Consider the following 16,896-nt stretch of genomic DNA (forward strand, 5'->3'; position numbering starts at 1 on the left):
GTATAGGATGTCGATAAAAATTATGCTCACTGAAAACTTGAGCAGAGTTTTAAGAGCAAGAGTTGATACGGCTAAAGTCCCGAAATTATTCTTCAGTTTGTTAAGCAGAGGGGGCGATTGCCCTACTAACAAAAATGGAGGAATATATATGAATAGTCGCAATAGCCGTGTTAAGAAACGAACTAGTAGAGGGTTTAATTTAAAGAAGGTATATAGTTATTTTAGTTTTATAGGTGTTATTATAATACTACCTAATATATTCTTATTTATTCACCGAATTCTACTTTTACTAGCCAGAATATCTGATGAACTCTATCAAATTCTATCGTTTATTATCAACTCTTGCTTTATTTATCAAATTAAAAGAGGAGTTATATGATAGATTATACTGTCTGCACCTTATATGGGGTTAAAAATAAAAAATATTTATCTGAATTATTAAAAATAGAATTATTCAAACTTAAAGAGATAGAAAAATATTATATTACACTACCGTTTTCTAAAAAAATGGGAAACAATAAAATTAGATTACTTTATAATCCTTCAAAAGAGTATAAAGATATTCTAAAAAGATTGAATTATTTTTTACAAAAGATTGTTTTACCTGATTATGTCTTTGGTGGAATTAAAAAAAGAGATTATATACAAAATGCTTCAAAGCATAAAGATAATAAGTTTTTTTTGATAATTGATCTTAAAGATTTTTTTCCTTCAACAAGTGATACATATGTTTATAATTTTTTTAAGAATAAATTAAATATGTCAATCGATGTTGCTAAAATTTGTACATTATTAGTAACAGAACAATCAGAAATAAATACAAGGTATTTGCCACAAGGTTATTCTACAAGTCCTATATTAAGTTATTTGTGTTATTTTGAAATGTTTAATAGCATTAACAGTCTATCAATTAATAATAATATTACCTATTCATGTTATTATGATGATAATACATTCTCTTCAAAAAATATTATTATTAAAGATTTCAAAAATAAAATAGTAGAAATAATAAAAAGTTATAATTTACAAGTTAATCCTAAGAAAACTATATTATTAAAAAATACTAAAGGTGTTAGAATAACTGGAACAATAGTGAATAATAATATTTTAAGTGCACCAAATCCGTTGCAAGGCAAAATGTATATTAACTTTAATAAGCTTGTCAATTCAGATTTAACTGATATGAATGAAGCCAAAAATATTATAAAATTATGTAATATAGTCCAAGGATGTTCATCCGCAATTAAATCAATAGAAAGACAAAGAAAATTCCCTCACATACTCAAAAAGGTCAAAGAAATAAGAAGTCTAATAAAATAAAGTGAAATACTGGGGAAGCGGGAATATTCACAAATTCTTAAATGAATATGAAAGTTCAAATGAGGGTATTCCAAGCTTTGACGGGGAATAAGATGTAATCTTTCTTTAATAAGGATAGTTAATAAGATGTAAAGCTACCCTTCGAATGGAAGGTTTTTTTGTTTGAATAAATTGTCTTATTATATTTAGGCTCAACCTCAAAATCAGTGCTTGATTATTTAGTTAAGTCGATTACGATTGCATCCCACTAAAATCCCTATCTTATAATGTCACGATTAAGTGTAAAGTAGTGACGACGTTGATAAACATGGGATAGACCGGAGTAACGTATTCATCTTTCGGGCTAACTAACTATAAAGCACATAACCAACTTATTGAGAAATTTTTACTCTGATGGGATGTTCGAATGAGTCAATAATATCGTTGCCCTATCATAATGGATTTTTGTATAGTGCAAATAGAAAAAACTTTAATTAATTTCTATAATTGAACATATATTCTTGTTTTTTAGAAGTTAATTTGTAATCTTAGGCCCATATTATCCCTTTGAGGAATAATATGGGTTTCAATGTAGTGAGGTGATTTTACTGAGAACGATATTAATGAAAATCATAGAGAGTCAATTCGGTGTTGTCCGCCATAAAAGGCGTAAGATAAAGCTAGATTGGCTGGAAAAAGAGTTTGTTCAAACCGTTTATACGGATCGCTCTGCCTATGAACTTGACGGAGGGTTCACTATCCTTGCGTTCGCTATAGAGGAACTGCTGACAGATAACTATTTGATTCCTGTGCACGCCAGTCAGAAGAGCTATAAGCCTCCTTTTATACATACAGCTTACTGGTTAACAGAAAGTACCCCTTCGTCCGGTGGTTGGGATAGCTCGGCCATGTTAAGGATGCAAGACCTATTGGATTTGCGCTATTACGATAACCATCCGGAAGAACAAGTAGAGAAAGTGTGGACGAGAATAGAACAGGTCTATACTTTTCTGCTAACCGTAAAGGATCGGGAAGTCATTACTAGAGAAGAAAGATCGTTGGAGCTGTTTGGTCGGGAAAAATGGCTCTCTGAACCTGAAGGAGAAGGTTTTCTTCGGAGAATCGGACTAACGCTTACTGACTTAAGAGCTGTAGTGGCTCGAGAGCCCTTTGTTCACTATGTCCAACCTGCCAAGACAATAGCAATAACTCTTATAGTGGAGAATAAATCGTTTTTCCACTCTGCTAAACAGTTGATGCGACAAGGGAAGACGGTATGTGGCTTATCACCCGACATGCTGATTTATGGCGAGGGTTGGAAGATTGACAGTAGCCTACTCTTTCTGGAGGAGTTGGATATTGATCCGCTTCGGATCATCTTGTTCTATGTGGGGGATATGGACAGAGCAGGATGGGATATATACGGCAAACTGAAGCACAGTTATCCTGATTTAGATCTTAGATTGGCAATTCCCATTTATGAGCAGATGATGGAGCATACCGGAAGTACTTATACGTATGACACGGAACAGAGCTGTAATCCGAATCATCTGACTACTGTGCTGCAAGAGTTCTCGGAGTATCCGGAACTACGGGAGTTCATTGACCAACTGCTGGATGAGAACCGTAGAGTACCGCAGGAAATATTAAATTATGAAGTGATGGCGAGGTTGACTTAAGGATGAATTGGTCGGATTTTGGTGAACGGAATAAACGGCTCAATCCCTTGTGGAACTTGGGAGCGGGTATGAACCTTGGCGAGTTGCAACCATATAAAGAGATGGTGGCATTGAGCGTCTTGCTGCAAGTCTATTATCTGGAACTAGAATCCAATGAGAGAAGATCCAAGGATGATATTATAGTCCTAGCCTGGACAGCGCTAGAGCACTTTAACATCGCAAATCTTGGGACGACAGAATATGTAGAGCGTCTCGTGGACGGTCTATTGTGGAGCGGGAATGGCGGGGATTTTGAATCGTTTTATTATGACGATGCGTCCCGACAAATGTTGGTGCAGAAGTATAAGTACTTCACAGTGGATGAGGATGCCACGCGAAGCAGCTGGGAAGAGAGTGGTAGAACGATCTACCGGCTCTCTGAATACGCTATGGAGCTTATTTTTATGAGCCATGAAATTATTGAAGAATTCCAGATCAGCATTAAATTGCTCGAGATTCAAATGCATATTAAGCATGGACGCGTGACGAGGGCACTCCAAGATGTGAATGAACTTATCTCCCGAGTCCGTAAAATGACACAGCAACAGCAGGAATACCGGAATGCTCTTCGCCGTAACCCGAAGCATATTTTTAGCGAATACGGGGTGAAGCGGCATCAACGGCTAGAGGAAATCCATCAGCAGTTTGATGAAGAACGCAAACATTTTGATAATATTCACCGCTCACTGGCCCGGCTGGCTAATGATGAGAAGGATGTTATTGACTTTAATGAGATCCGCATGCTCTCTGAACGGGTCGAGCTCTCTAGACGAGTGCACGATAAGTTAGCTGAGGTCGTATTAAATATTTTTGAGGTCGAGACCAATTTAAGATTGAATTTCCCTGAATTATTCTGGGGAGCCGTAGGCTTTAACTTCCGTACAAGTGTATGGGAGGAATGGGTGAAAGAAGAAGGCTTGCCAAGTGGCGATAGCTTGGAAATTTTGATCAGCGGGTTGTTCTCGCCGAATCAGGACTTCGTCTACCCACTCCCATGGGCTTGGGAAGAACAGGATGTTGGTTTTGTCTCAGAATTATTGATGGATGAGTCGGAAGAAGATAAGGATGCCCAGTCCGTTCAATATGTTCCTAAGGGTATTCCTTGGACGGAAGTGACTGATCTGTGGAGACCCATCTTCAAGGCTTTGGCAGAACGTGGGAGCTTCACCTTCTGTGCAGATGCCTTTACCATAGAGGAACTAGAAGGATGGGCTCGAACACCGAATGCGGTGGACTTATGGGTGCAGTTTTTTCATACAGAGATTACTGTTCAGGAACAAGTTGAAGAGGGTGGCAAAGGGTCAGATGAATGCCAGATGCTGATCCAGAACCTGCTCGCTAGTGATCCCGAATTGGCGGGCTTGCGTGGCAAGAAGCTGCGGACGACCATTATTTCGTCTGAGCAGACCGAACGGGTTCGCTGTGCTGGCCTGGATATGAGTCCATATACCATTACAATAGTAGAGAGGTGAGTGTACAACATGAGTTATTCGTTAGAACAATTGCAGCAAGCCTCACGGCTATTCTTTGAACTGCTTCGCAAGAAAGTGATACCGCTCGATGATCCTGTGGTTGCAGAATGCCTTCAGGATGCGGGAGCCTATGATGCACTTAAGTATGTCGCCAAAGAAGGTGGTTGCCGGGTGATGAATTCTGGACATCGCATCCATTTGCTAGTCAATCCGCTCGGTTCGGTATTCGCTACTAATTTCACACAGCTGAAGAACAAATATTCACGTATTGAGCGCAAGACGCATTTACATACGATCAATATTATCATCCTTGTCTTTCTGGCTGAGATTGATCAGGACGAGACAAATTTCAAGTCCGGACAGGACAGTATGTCCTATATTCAAATTGCTGATCAGGTATCGTCACTTTTTCAAGCATGGTTCCAGATGGATGTGGATGGTCGGTTCAGTGGGCAGTGGCAGTTGGATATTCAAGCGATGTACAAGGTGTGGAGCAGTCTGTATATGCAGACAAAGAGCCAGGAGGAGAGCGATCTTCTATCGAGGGGATCTAATTCACGCATCGGACTGATTCATGAAGGGATGAAGCTTCTCGAAGAAGAGAAGCTGGTGCTCATCTCAGATACGGAGAAGCGGATCTTCCCAAGGGAAGAGTTGTACGAGAGAATGCGGTATTTATATCATGATGTCGACCGATATCAGGAATTGAAAGGCTTGATCGGACGAACTTTAGCTGAGAAAGACGGTGGAACCGATGCCACGGATTGAACGAATACGCATTACCGGGCTCAAGTATGAGAAGATGCTCAAGAAATACGATGATCTGATCCTTGACCTCTGCAACGAGGAAGGTCCAGCCAATACGTTGATTACGCTGATGAACGGTGGCGGGAAGGGCGTACTTTTGCAAGCGATCTTTCAGCTGCTTATGCCCAAGACGCCATGGGGAAAAGATAGTGAGAATCAAGTTGAGGCGTTCTTTCATAATCATAAAAGACAGTTGAAACCTTATACCTTTCACGTAGCGATTGAGTGGCATCTCGACAACAGTGAGCGCAATGAATATATGACGACCGGCATAGCGATGACGGCGCATAACTCGCTTGATCAGCAGGATATCAAAGTAGACTACTTACTGTATGCACTCATGGATTATGAGGAAGGGTCAGAGCTTACACTTTCGACTTTGCCATTGTTCGACGAGACGACTGCTGAGCCGACTAGCTTTGAGACGATTCAGCAATTGATACGCGAGCGGCGCAATGAGATTGTACCATTCGGTAGTCATAGTTCTGATATGAAGAGATATTATGATTTCTTAGCCGTCCGGGATATCCATATTGCCGAGTGGCGCAATATGCGTCGGATTAATGGGGAAGAGGGGGGAATAAAGGGTTATTTCAAAAAGAATGATGCTTTTACGAACCATAACGTATTCGAAAAACTAATCATTCCGGAAATCGGCTCGAGCTTGAATGAGGGGCTAAGGGAAGACGATAATACCTTACAGCGGATGTTTATCGATGCGGCAACGGTTGCCCAGCGACTACCGATGCTGGAACAGAGGGAACAGGCATATACAGAGTTTCTCGGGATGGCTGCTCCTCTCTATGAGAAGGTGAAGCTGGGAATGGAGGCGGAGCGAATTTACAAGGAAACCCTTCTACTTGGGCGCCAGATCTACACGGTTATTCATGATGAGCAGAGAAATGCTGAAGGTGATCGTAGCAAGATTGCGAATGAATTGGTTGGGCATTATCAGGAAGCGAAGCAGATTCGCTTTGAGACGGACAACCTAAAATATCTTCGTAGTAAGGAAGAATGGGATTATAAACAACAGGAATTCAAGAGCTTAAGCGATGATCAGGCGCGAGCACGCTCTCGGTTAGATGATTCCAAGGCGCTGGAGAAGAAGTATGAAATGGATCATTATATGGCTAAGCGCATGTCCAAGACTGGACAAATTGAACAATTGCAGAAGGAGATTCAGGCGATTGAAGGCTCTCTGGAGATGAAAGAAAGTCAGGAGGGTATTCAGGCTGCGAAGGAAGAGCTTCGTAAGCAGTGGGATGTGGTGTTCCACCTCTGGCAACAGACGTTCTCTAGCTTCAAGACTGCTCATCAATCACTGACGGTTGAAGAAGTGGGACTACGTCAGGTGCGAGAGGGATTTCTTAGTGAAGCAGGCGGGTTGGATTATCAAATCAATGAACTCACAGCATCCATTCGGCGGTATACAGAGGATATGGGAGCAGTCGTATCTCAGTATGGAACGGAAGCCGCTAATGCGCCAGTAACGGCACTTCAACGAACGGAAACAACTGTCAGAAGTATTTTGGATACCATCGTCAGCTTGGTGGAACAGCGTAAGGAGGCTGAACTCCATAGAAGACAGCATGAGAAGACAGATGCCGAGCTGAGTGAGAAGCGTCGCAATTATGAGCGAGACGCGGTTGAGCTTAATAGCCTGCTCGATGTGCAGAGTCGTAAAGAGTCGCAGATCTGGTCAAAGCTTGTCACGTACTTGCAAATGTTTGAGGAACATAATCTTCTGGGGACTACAGGCCTCTTTGAAGAGAAGGGTGCCATTTCGGAACGCTTTATTCGCAAAATAGATGAAGTAGAGCACCAGATCAAACGGTCTAGACGTGATTATTACAATCTACTGCTGGATGTGGAGCTTCAAACGCAAAGCTACTGGCTACCGAATTTAGATGTTCTAGCGGTGAAGGATGCGCTCGACGCACTTAAAATTGTATCAACACCAGGGAGTTCCTACTTGAATGACCGTCCTTTTATAGAGCGGGAGGAAGAACTGGAGCGCCATCCACTTCTTCCTTATGGTCTGATCTTAACTAGACGTGAAGCTGACAGAATCCAACCTGAGATGTTGAAAGATACACTCTTAAAATCAGCGGTGCCGCTATTTATCCGTGAGGAGATGGCAGTTGTTGACCAGGAGTCTTTCTTACTGTTAACTAACCAAGGATCACAAATGGTCCTGCAGCCTGACCGCTTTCTGGAGTGGAGAAATGGGATTCAAGCAAAGCTCAAGGAGCAGGAACAGGAGCTTAAGGATAAGGAAGCATATTTGTCGAATTTAAAGTCAGCTCGTCAAGAATTCGAGCGGTTATTCCAAGCGGATAACTCTATGACTTTTAAAGCTGAGCTGAGTAACCTGGCACTCCTCCAGAAAGAACTACAGCATAACATTAGCAATCTAAATGCTGAAATGGAGGAGAATGAGAGCACTATTGCTCGGATTAGCAGGGAGCATGCGGAAGAAGAACTCCTGAAGGAAGATCATGAGCAAAGAGAAGTAGCCCTACGTGAATGGGTGGAGCGGACAAAGCAGCAAGAATTGAATTATAAGGAAAAGCAAGAATTAGTGAAGCGAAAGAGTCTGTTAGATAAGGAAATCTCGAATAAAAATCAGCAACTGGAAGAACTCAAAGCGCAAATGGTGAGTATCAATGAACAACGTGAGAAATGGACGGGTGAGACAAAATACTTACTTTTCCCAAGATTACAGAACTTGTTCCCTGAGATTGCCTTTCCTGCAGATTACCTTGTAACTGGCAATGAGAGCGAAGTCGGAATAGATCCTGACGCACAGAACATTCTGCTTCAGCAGCTCAGTATCGTTGAAAGTCTGCAGCAATCACTCACCCAGAATGAGGTGGAAATCCGTACAAGAACGAACCAGATCAAAGAAGCAAGCGAGAATCTGGCGGAGCTTGAAGTCAGTCTGAATCAGTTGGATGTAGATTGGCGGAATGCAGCTGAGCCCACAGATACGGCTGAGTCCATTATGTCTGCAAAGATTCGTCAGAAATCAAATACGACGTTGCTGCAAGAGGACTACCAGCATGTTCGTGACTCCTTCACCCGTTGTCAGACTGAAATGGTCAACCTACAGAAGGAGCTGCGCAAAGCTGAAAAAGCGATCAAAGAGAAACATGAACGTGCCGTGGAGTTATGGAATGATGCGCTGGATCGTAAGGATGACGAAATTCAGGAACGATCCCAAAATAACGAACGAATGCTTGACCAATGTAAAAGAGCTCAAGATCGCATTGATGCCCTCCTTCAGATACTATCGAACCAGAGCAAAATTATGAACGCATATATTGAGGATAGGGTGAATCTGCGTGATGTCCCAGAAGAGTTGAGGCTAAGTGTAAGAGAAGGCTGTGAAGCACTTGTAGCTTACTGGCTTCAACGGATGAAGGTAATTCGGGCTAGCCGAGACGAGATTTCGAGAAAAGTGAAGGAAGAGAAAAATTCGCTAAGCAGCAGGCTCGCCAAGAGTGGCTGGAATGCTGAGCTGGAAACCAAGATCCAGGATCGCTTGAATACGATTCACTGGGAGGATTTCTCGATTGCACAACAGGTGCTTGATTCCATGCTACGGAGCTCACAAGATCAGATTGAGAGCATACAGAGCGATAAGGAAGACATGGAGCTCTCTCGAAAAATGTGGGTAGGACGTGCCTCCTTGCGAGTCGTCCAGATCGTCGATATTATGAAGCGCATGGAACGGCGGATGATTATTCATAACGAGGGCAACTTCGCCTTCCCACTTGTCCGGCTGAACTATAAGAACATCAACGTACCGAAAACAAGCGATGATGTGGAACCAATGGTGAGCGACTACTTCAATCGTTGTATCATTGAATTACTCAAAAAGTATTCGAAGATCGAACAAGTGCCAGCGTTGGCTATTAGAGAGTTCATTAATGATGGACGAATTGTCTATGCCGCGCTCCAGAACCGGTTTCCGATTCTTCAGGTGTACAAGCCTGTTACAGAGAATTATTTCCTCTATGCTGCACCGGAAGAATACCATTATTCGGACTGGGAGGTCATCAATCGCGGTGCGCTGGATGAGGCAGTCGGTAGCGGTGGACAGCGTCAATCGGTGCAACTACTGGTAGCGATGATGATCATGACCCATAAGCGGGTGAACCGTGAGAACAAAGGCTGGACGGTCTTCTTATACGATAATCCTTTTGGAGAGATGGTCTCGAATAACGTACTCGATCCTGTGTTTGAAATCTCTAAGGCGCTCAAGTTCCAATGGCTAATCGTCACCCCTCCGGAGCTAGTTAAGAATGATGTGAGCGTGCGATTCGGCGTGTACTGGCAACTTTACTTTGGTGGCACCAAAGGGGACTTGCTAGAATCGACCCTGGTTAAGGGAGGACGGAAGATTATTCCGGTCTCATTGTTCTAACTTGTTTTAAGGGATTGTTCAAAAGCTTGTTTGAAGCTCTCACACAAATTTTATAAAATAAAACCAATAGATCCCACCACGCCTCTTAATAATGTTTATCAAGGTGGGCTTTTTTTATTGTTGAGGGAGCTTCATGTTTATTCAATCATATTCTATATTAGTGACAAGCAGTTTCTAGCTTTGCTGCGGCTCTTGAGAGATTCTATGAATTTTATATTCAAGTATTCTTGAAGAAGAGACGGGTTAATGAAGATGAGGTTATAAGGACTTGGAAGCAATTAAGTAATCAGTCAGAAAGGCAACTTGGTGCTTTTTATATTTTATATTTTATATTTGTCTGAGTTGGGCAAAGTTCCCCCTTTAATTGAAAATAGTAGAATTAAGTTTAGAAATGATGTCATTCATAAAGGTAAATTTGCTAGTTATGATGAAGCTTCCAACTATGGAGAAACTGTATTTAATTATATAAAATTAATAGCCTTAACACTGAAAGATAAATATGGTGATGAAGTTTTACGTGTTTATGATAAGAATATTTCTGATTATGTCGCTACTAAAGACGCTAATGATAAAGAACTAACTGTTTCATAGAGAATAGGGTGCAGTCTCGATATTGCTAGACCAATTGAAGAAGTAAGGAACAGCTCATTTGAGAATCAGTTAGAATATAGAAAAAAATATAAGATATTTGTAGAATAATTCGGGGAGTGTGATACTCAGTTAATATTACATTCCTACATCGTCGCTGACGATTTTTGGTCGCCAAGGGGGAAATCAGAGAAGTTAACTTAGGCGATACATTCAATCAGCTAAGTCTGGTGACCCGTTCCCTTCGGTCACTTAAGCTGCTTGAACGTTAGGAATGCCAAACGTTATCCGAAACTGCTGAAATACTTGATATCAGTTATATAGGTAGTTAAAATAAAAGAGGTGAAAAATAATGAAAGAAACTTATCTGTTACCAGAAATTAGGGAGGGGATACGTATACATGATGTTATATTAACAAAATATATAGGTAAATCACTTGAAGAAGAGCAGAAGATTTTCCAAAAAAAAACTAGTCAAAGTGTAATGAGAATCCGCAGTCAATTTTTACTGATAGAAAAAGAACTAATCCGAACATTTGAGTACGTTGAGCCTAATTATAATAATCTTAAAACTAATTCGATTAGATTCGCCTCTATAATTAGAGAGGCATGTAATTTATACGAGTTAGTATCAAAAGAAGTATATATAAGTTTATTCGACAAACCTGTCGAAAGAAAGTTAAATATTATTAATTACTTATCGTTAGATAAGATTTTGAATTTTCATAATGTATGTTTATCATCTCCTTATATACCGTCTATGCATGAAGATAAGCATAAATTATTTCCATTTGTGGAGTTATTGGAATGGGATGGATTATCTAAAATAACATCTCAATTAATCCCGAAATGGTGGAATACATATAATAAGATTAAACATAATAATGATGGAATTGATTGTGCAACATTGGAAAATGCACTTCTATCAGTTGGTGGAGTTTACGTCTTGATAAATAGTATTTATGGAGACGGAGTTTTGGTTGGAAACTTGCGAGAGTATACCAATGTAGATATGATTAATTCAATATATATTGATTATAGAATAGAAGATTCAAAGTTATTCACTTATGCAACTATTGGGAGCCAAAGCATAATTTAATTTGAACTTTATATTAGTATTCACGATTTTGTTCGAAGAAGTCAATCCGACATTAAATAAAAAGAGATAAATAATATAGATTGATTCGAGGATAATAGCAGCATCGGATAACACAAGTTCCACGCTTTGGCTTAAGTCCTTGGTTGGAAGATGACTATACATGAGGCAGAGCCTTATCCTTAGGTCCTGCTCATTCTATATGGCTAAAAGTATATAGTTTTATTGAAACAGTTCATAAGCTTTTTAATATGATTTGACACATATCAAATCATATATCCAAACAATTATGATATACGATTCAAATAGTATACTTTCTGACATTGAGAAATATGTAGGAACTAAGTGCTTCATAACTGTATTGACAAGAGAATAAGATGTAGCATTCCAACAGGGATTAGAAGGTGGTCTAGGCGTTCTGACGATATCATCAGGTATGGGTGGGGGATAGTTTACGTGAGATGACGAGATAGCATAATATTCCAAATTGTGGTATGGTTAAAACGTCCTAAATGAACTGTTGCAAAAGAGGATTGAATGATGCGTATTGCGTATTAAAATGGGTTTATTCCGGGACTTTGAAGATAGATAAGAAAACGAATACATAGATTTAATTGTTGTTGAATGTAATATCTTCAGGAGGTGAACTATGGCTACAAAAGTCCCTGTTAAAAAGGAGTTATTAATATGGGCTTATAATCGTCGTGTTCAAAAGGATAAGTTGCACGAAAAGTTTAAGTTATTGGATAAATGGCTGACAGGCGAGAAACAACCAACATTCAAGCAACTTGAAGATTTTGCTGCAGCTACGGCCACTCCGTTGGGATATTTCTTCTTGATGGAACCTCCAATAGAAACGTTACCTATTCCACATTACAGAACACTAGAGGATGGGGAAAGCGAACAAGTAAGTCCAGACCTGATTGAAACTTTACATATTATGCAGAGAAGACAAGATTTTATGCGAGACTATTATGACCAATATGTAGGGACAAAACTTGAATTTGTTGGTGCTTACCGAGATGCTACTGTCTCCCAATTAGCAAATACAATTCAAAGCTTATTAGAGTTACAACAAAATTGGGCACGTCAACATAGAACCTTTCATAATGCATTAAAATTTTTAATTGAAAAATGTGAGAATAATAGAATTACAGTAATGCAAAATGGAATTGTAGGTAGTAATACTCATCGTCCATTAAATGTTGCAGAGTTCAGAGGGTTTGTATTAGTGGATAATATGGCTCCATTGATTTTCATTAATGCAGCAGATACAAAATCTGCTCAAATTTTTACCCTTGTACATGAACTAGCGCATATTCTAATAGGCTCTAGTGCAGTTGTGGAGGCATCCCCATTAAATGCTCATGATGCAGACGTTGAGAAATTGTGTAATGAAGCAGCAGCTGAAGTGTTGTGTCCTAAAGAGTTATTTATGAGGCAATGGCAAATTCATTACCCCGATGGTGTAGCTTATGAAACATTAAGTAACCTATTTAAGGTAAGTCCAATTGTTATTGGAAGAAGGGCGCTGGACTTACACTGTATTACTAAAGAAGAGTTTTTTAGCTTTTACTATGAATATTTAGAAAGATTAAAAAATCAGCAATCTAGACCCTCTTCCGGGGGCGACTTCTATAATACAACTATGAGCAGACTAGGCAATATTTTCACAAATGCAGTGATTTATCAGACTATCACAGGAAACATTCAATATACTGATGCATTCAAATTAACTGGATTGAGAAATAAAACATTTGAGAACCTAGTTAATTTAGTAAGAAAAAGGGGTGTATAGAGTTGTATATATTAGATGCGAATGTATTTATCAGTGCACATAGAGGGTATTATGATTTTGATTTAGCGCCAAGTTTTTGGAAATCTCTAGTGAGCCATGCTGGCAAAAACAATATTCGTAGTATAGATAAGATTCAAGATGAAATAATTTCTCCTAACCCCAAAAACGCTGATAGACTGCATTTGTGGACTGCTGAAAACTTTAAGGTTTATTTTGAGCGAACAGATTCACAAGATGTGATTGAAAGTTATGCAGCTATACAACAATGGGCATATAGTAACCCACAATTTACTCCTAGTGCTAAAGAGGAGTTCGCTCGAAATGCGGATGCTTGGTTAATTGCCTACGCAAAATCTAAAACTTATACGCTTGTCACGCATGAAGCATACAATCCAGAAATGAGAAAGAGAATATTGATTCCTGTAGTTTGTAGAGAATTTAAGGTTGAATATGTAAACACTTTTGAAATGTTAAGAAGTTTACAGGTGAGTTTTTAGTTGAAATCATATTAGTTTAAATATAAAGAAATAGCTATAACACGGTTTATGCTCTCAGCATAAACCATCTATATGAAGAAACAACTCTTTCATTGTTAGCATCTAATGGAGAAGAAGGGGCATAACGTTCATCAGACACGCCACAGCTTCATAACAGGGCTTGTACGTGAGGGAGAAGATATCAGTGTCATACAGAATTTGAGTGGACACAATTCAGCAGATATGATTTTAAAATACAGTATGCCGAGTGAAGAAGATAAGCCGAAAGCTATAGATGGGATATTTAAGGACTAACCACTCTTTATGAGTGGTTTTTTTGTTGTTAAAATGGAAGCGGGTGAGGGGATGGTTAACAGTTGGATAACGTTTTTTGTTGTAGAGAAATGCTGGCACACATACAGCCTACTCGATAATGATTTTGAAGTTCCTATTTAGTCGGTTGGTTTTCTCGAGCCAAACGTAAGCTGAGGTCAAAGAGATTGCTTGAGCTTAAAATGAATACACTCTGTAAGATTCTGAAAGAATGCTAGAAACAAACATAATGTATAGCTGACTAGATTAGAAGTATCTTTGGGATGCTTCTTTAATTTTGTACGGTAAGGGTTTTTATGAATATGGAAGATAATCTGTTAAAGGATTATTTCGATAGTCTGTGAAAGCGGAGAGAACTTAGGTAAAACGTGCCTTATTCCGCAATTTTGCCTTCATTGTGGAATCATAGAAGATTAATACTCTATGAATAATGCAATGAGATTGGAACAAATGTTCTACGAAAAATATAGTATGTATAGTCTAGGTATGTAACGCAGACTATTAATTCTACGAATAAAACTACGATTTTTCATAAAAAACTAAATTAATAAATATATGCAATTAGTGTAACTAGAGGGTGTGAATCCATTATCTTAGTGTATATTTCACTTTTTCTCTTGTGTTATGGTTACTTATAACTGAAAATTAAGGTGGGTTTCTGGTGAGTGGAGTTAATTTGGATGCAATGATTCCAAAAGATGATTTTGAAATCGTAGAAGTAACTGAAGATGACCGTGGTGGTGGCAATTTCACTATTAGAATTATGGACATGGAGGTAAATGGTTGGTTCCTGGCTACTTATAGAAAACCAGATTTCCAAAGGGAAACGGTCAAGTGGAATAAGGAGACTATTTGTGGACTAATTGAAAACTTCTTAGATGAAGATTTAATTCCTGCAATTATTTTGTGGAGGAGTCCTAGTGGTATAGTCTTCATCCTAGATGGAGCGCATCGTTTAAGTGCTTTTGTTGCTTGGGTTAATGATGACTATGGAGACGGTCCAATCTCTAAGTTATTTTATAATGATTCCATACCAATCCGGCAAAGAGAATTAGCAGAGAAAGCCCGTAAATATGTAAACAAAAAAATCGGTCCTTATTCTGATTATAAGCGTGCATTAAGTGCCAAAAACAATACTGGTATTAAACCAGTTGTATACCTTCGTGCTAAAAGAATGGCATCAAGAGGCTTTGAATTTCAATGGGTGCGTGGAGATGCAAGAAAGGCTGAACAAGCTTTTATAAGAATCAACAAAAAGTCTGTTACTATTAGTGACTCCGAATTAGTTATTTTGGAAACAAGAAAAACCCCGGTAACAATAGCTATGAGAGCAATACTAAGAGGTGGCACAGGGTTTAAATATTGGGGGAATTTTGTTGAAGAGGTACAGAAAGAGATAGAGGCACTTGGTGATAAAGCTTTTCTGTTGCTCTACACACCACCTTTAGAAGCCCATATAAGGTCATTAGACCGCTTACCTGTTGCAGGTAACAATTACGCTCAACCAAGTTTACACCTGCTATTTGAGACAGTTAAGATTATAATAGAACACTTTTATCCAACCGATGAAGAACAACAGGTTTTAAAATTTTCGGAGGATGAAGAAGGATTAAAAACAGTCGAAGTGTTGAAAAGCTGCATTACAACTTTTAAAAGAATAAATAGCAATAGCACATCTTCACTTGGATTGCACCCAGCTATATATTTCTATAATCACAAAACTGGAAGGTATCAGCCAACTACATTCATGTCCATTACGTCATTTATTTTACATTTAGACGAAGGCGGGTTGCTAAACAGTTTTATTGAAGTCAGAGAAGACTTCGAAAAATTTCTCGTTGATTATAATTACTTTATTGAACAAATAGTATTGAAATTTGGAAGTCAAACAAGAAGTGTTGAACACCTTAAAAACTTCTATTTGGAGATTTTCAACAATCTTTTGTTAGGTCATAAAGTTGATGATATTCCAAGATACTTATTAACATCTCCTGAGTTTAGTTTTCTTAAGTCTAATAATGAGCTTAACAAAAGAACAGGCGTTAACTTCTCAGACAATACAAAGAACGCTATATATATAAAGGAAGCATTATCTAACGCAATGCAGTGTAAAATTTGCCACTCTTTAATTCAGCCTAAAGCAAGTTCTTTTGACCATAAAATCAGAATAAGTGAAGGTGGAATAGGGGATGTTGAAAATGGACAGCTTGCTCATCCTTATTGCAATAGTATATATAAGAATTAAGTAGAGTTAATAATTCTAATACTATTCAGAAAACATCCGATAAGAATTCTATGACTGAACTTTTTACGATATTAAAAGTAAAATAAAAAGCAGTACCCCATGAAAAATTGAGGTACTGCTTTTTATTTTCAGAAAAAAATTTTTTTCATCTAGTGTAAGTAAGAAAAATAAATATTTATGGAGTAGTAAATACTATTCTCTGTCAACTTAAGATAAACTCAGCAGGATAGAGTAAAGGTTTCCTAATCTGTGACTCTGTACTTGTGAGATTTTTATTGCAGGAATCGTGTTGACTGTAACAATTAGGCGGAGTGTCGTTAGGTAGAACAATTTTTTGTGTATGTATTTTTTTAGAGCACACAAGATTTGGTTTTGGTCTAGTTACAACGATTTATTATTAACTCAAAACGAACCGTACACCCTTGTGAATCAAGCATTCTTTCCTTCGACTAAGTCTACTAATTGCATCAATTTTGAGCTTATTGTGTTGGTTGCCGATAAAGACCAGTTTACATAAATTCATCACTACTTTAAAGTTAAAACAGCAATATAAATATGTGAAGTAGTCTATATTTTTTAAATAGAGAATAAACGTGATAATACCAATGGATTCAGCGTTCTGCATTGCAAAACGC

The 16,896-nt window shown here is 38.7% G+C and carries 11 protein-coding genes; all 11 read left to right on the plus strand.

Going from position 1 to position 16,896, the window contains the following annotated elements:
* The first annotated feature begins 375 nt into the window (after window positions 1-375).
* The 11 genes from UB51_RS25155 to UB51_RS25205 all read left to right on the plus strand — a co-directional run bounded on the left by UB51_RS25155 (window position 376) and on the right by UB51_RS25205 (window position 16,261).
* On the plus strand, window positions 376-1,320 hold the full coding sequence (locus tag UB51_RS25155) for a reverse transcriptase family protein (protein ID WP_052676075.1): 945 nt from the start codon (window positions 376-378) through the stop codon (window positions 1,318-1,320).
* A gap of 602 nt (window positions 1,321-1,922) precedes the next feature.
* Window positions 1,923-2,978 carry a Wadjet anti-phage system protein JetD domain-containing protein gene (locus UB51_RS25160; protein ID WP_044879649.1) on the plus strand — a complete coding sequence of 352 codons (1,056 nt, stop codon included), beginning with the start codon at window positions 1,923-1,925 and terminating at the stop codon, window positions 2,976-2,978.
* A 2-nt stretch (window positions 2,979-2,980) separates the two neighbouring features.
* Window positions 2,981-4,489 carry a hypothetical protein gene (locus UB51_RS25165; protein ID WP_044879650.1) on the plus strand — a complete coding sequence of 503 codons (1,509 nt, stop codon included), beginning with the start codon at window positions 2,981-2,983 and terminating at the stop codon, window positions 4,487-4,489.
* A gap of 9 nt (window positions 4,490-4,498) precedes the next feature.
* Entirely contained in the window at window positions 4,499-5,257 is a 759-nt protein-coding gene (locus UB51_RS25170; RefSeq protein ID WP_044879651.1) for a DUF6063 family protein, read from the plus strand.
* Entirely contained in the window at window positions 5,244-9,725 is a 4,482-nt protein-coding gene (locus UB51_RS25175; protein WP_044879652.1) for a coiled-coil domain-containing protein, read from the plus strand. Before UB51_RS25170 ends, UB51_RS25175 begins: the two co-directional genes overlap by 14 nt.
* A gap of 306 nt (window positions 9,726-10,031) precedes the next feature.
* Window positions 10,032-10,316 (plus strand): hypothetical protein, encoded by a 285-nt coding sequence (locus tag UB51_RS26660; protein ID WP_052676076.1) that lies wholly within the window; start codon window positions 10,032-10,034, stop codon window positions 10,314-10,316.
* A 349-nt stretch (window positions 10,317-10,665) separates the two neighbouring features.
* A complete protein-coding gene (locus UB51_RS25185; RefSeq protein ID WP_044879653.1) occupies window positions 10,666-11,412 on the plus strand; it encodes a hypothetical protein in 747 nt (248 codons plus the stop codon).
* Window positions 11,413-12,058: 646 nt separating this feature from the next.
* Window positions 12,059-13,207, plus strand: a complete 1,149-nt coding sequence (locus UB51_RS25190) for an ImmA/IrrE family metallo-endopeptidase (protein ID WP_044879654.1) — start codon at window positions 12,059-12,061, stop codon at window positions 13,205-13,207.
* A 2-nt stretch (window positions 13,208-13,209) separates the two neighbouring features.
* Window positions 13,210-13,704 carry a DUF4411 family protein gene (locus UB51_RS25195; protein WP_044879655.1) on the plus strand — a complete coding sequence of 165 codons (495 nt, stop codon included), beginning with the start codon at window positions 13,210-13,212 and terminating at the stop codon, window positions 13,702-13,704.
* Between the two features lie 105 nt (window positions 13,705-13,809).
* Window positions 13,810-13,998, plus strand: coding sequence for a tyrosine-type recombinase/integrase (locus UB51_RS25200; RefSeq protein WP_044879656.1), 189 nt, complete (start codon window positions 13,810-13,812; stop codon window positions 13,996-13,998).
* A gap of 679 nt (window positions 13,999-14,677) precedes the next feature.
* Window positions 14,678-16,261 (plus strand): HNH endonuclease family protein, encoded by a 1,584-nt coding sequence (locus UB51_RS25205; RefSeq protein ID WP_052676077.1) that lies wholly within the window; start codon window positions 14,678-14,680, stop codon window positions 16,259-16,261.
* The last annotated feature ends 635 nt before the right edge of the window (window positions 16,262-16,896 follow it).

It is taken from the genome of Paenibacillus sp. IHBB 10380, from assembly GCF_000949425.1.
Classification (GTDB): domain Bacteria; phylum Bacillota; class Bacilli; order Paenibacillales; family Paenibacillaceae; genus Paenibacillus_AQ.

Bases quoted from the DNA above. Each gene is read 5' to 3' on its own strand.
- UB51_RS25155 (WP_052676075.1), top strand. From the start codon at position 376: ATGATAGATTATACTGTCTGCACCTTATATGGGGTTAAAAATAAAAAA.
- UB51_RS25160 (WP_044879649.1), top strand. From the start codon at position 1,923: ATGAAAATCATAGAGAGTCAATTCGGTGTTGTCCGCCATAAAAGGCGT.
- UB51_RS25165 (WP_044879650.1), top strand. From the start codon at position 2,981: ATGAATTGGTCGGATTTTGGTGAACGGAATAAACGGCTCAATCCCTTG.
- UB51_RS25170 (WP_044879651.1), top strand. From the start codon at position 4,499: ATGAGTTATTCGTTAGAACAATTGCAGCAAGCCTCACGGCTATTCTTT.
- UB51_RS25175 (WP_044879652.1), top strand. From the start codon at position 5,244: ATGCCACGGATTGAACGAATACGCATTACCGGGCTCAAGTATGAGAAG.
- UB51_RS25185 (WP_044879653.1), top strand. From the start codon at position 10,666: ATGAAAGAAACTTATCTGTTACCAGAAATTAGGGAGGGGATACGTATA.
- UB51_RS25190 (WP_044879654.1), top strand. From the start codon at position 12,059: ATGGCTACAAAAGTCCCTGTTAAAAAGGAGTTATTAATATGGGCTTAT.
- UB51_RS25200 (WP_044879656.1), top strand. From the start codon at position 13,810: ATGGAGAAGAAGGGGCATAACGTTCATCAGACACGCCACAGCTTCATA.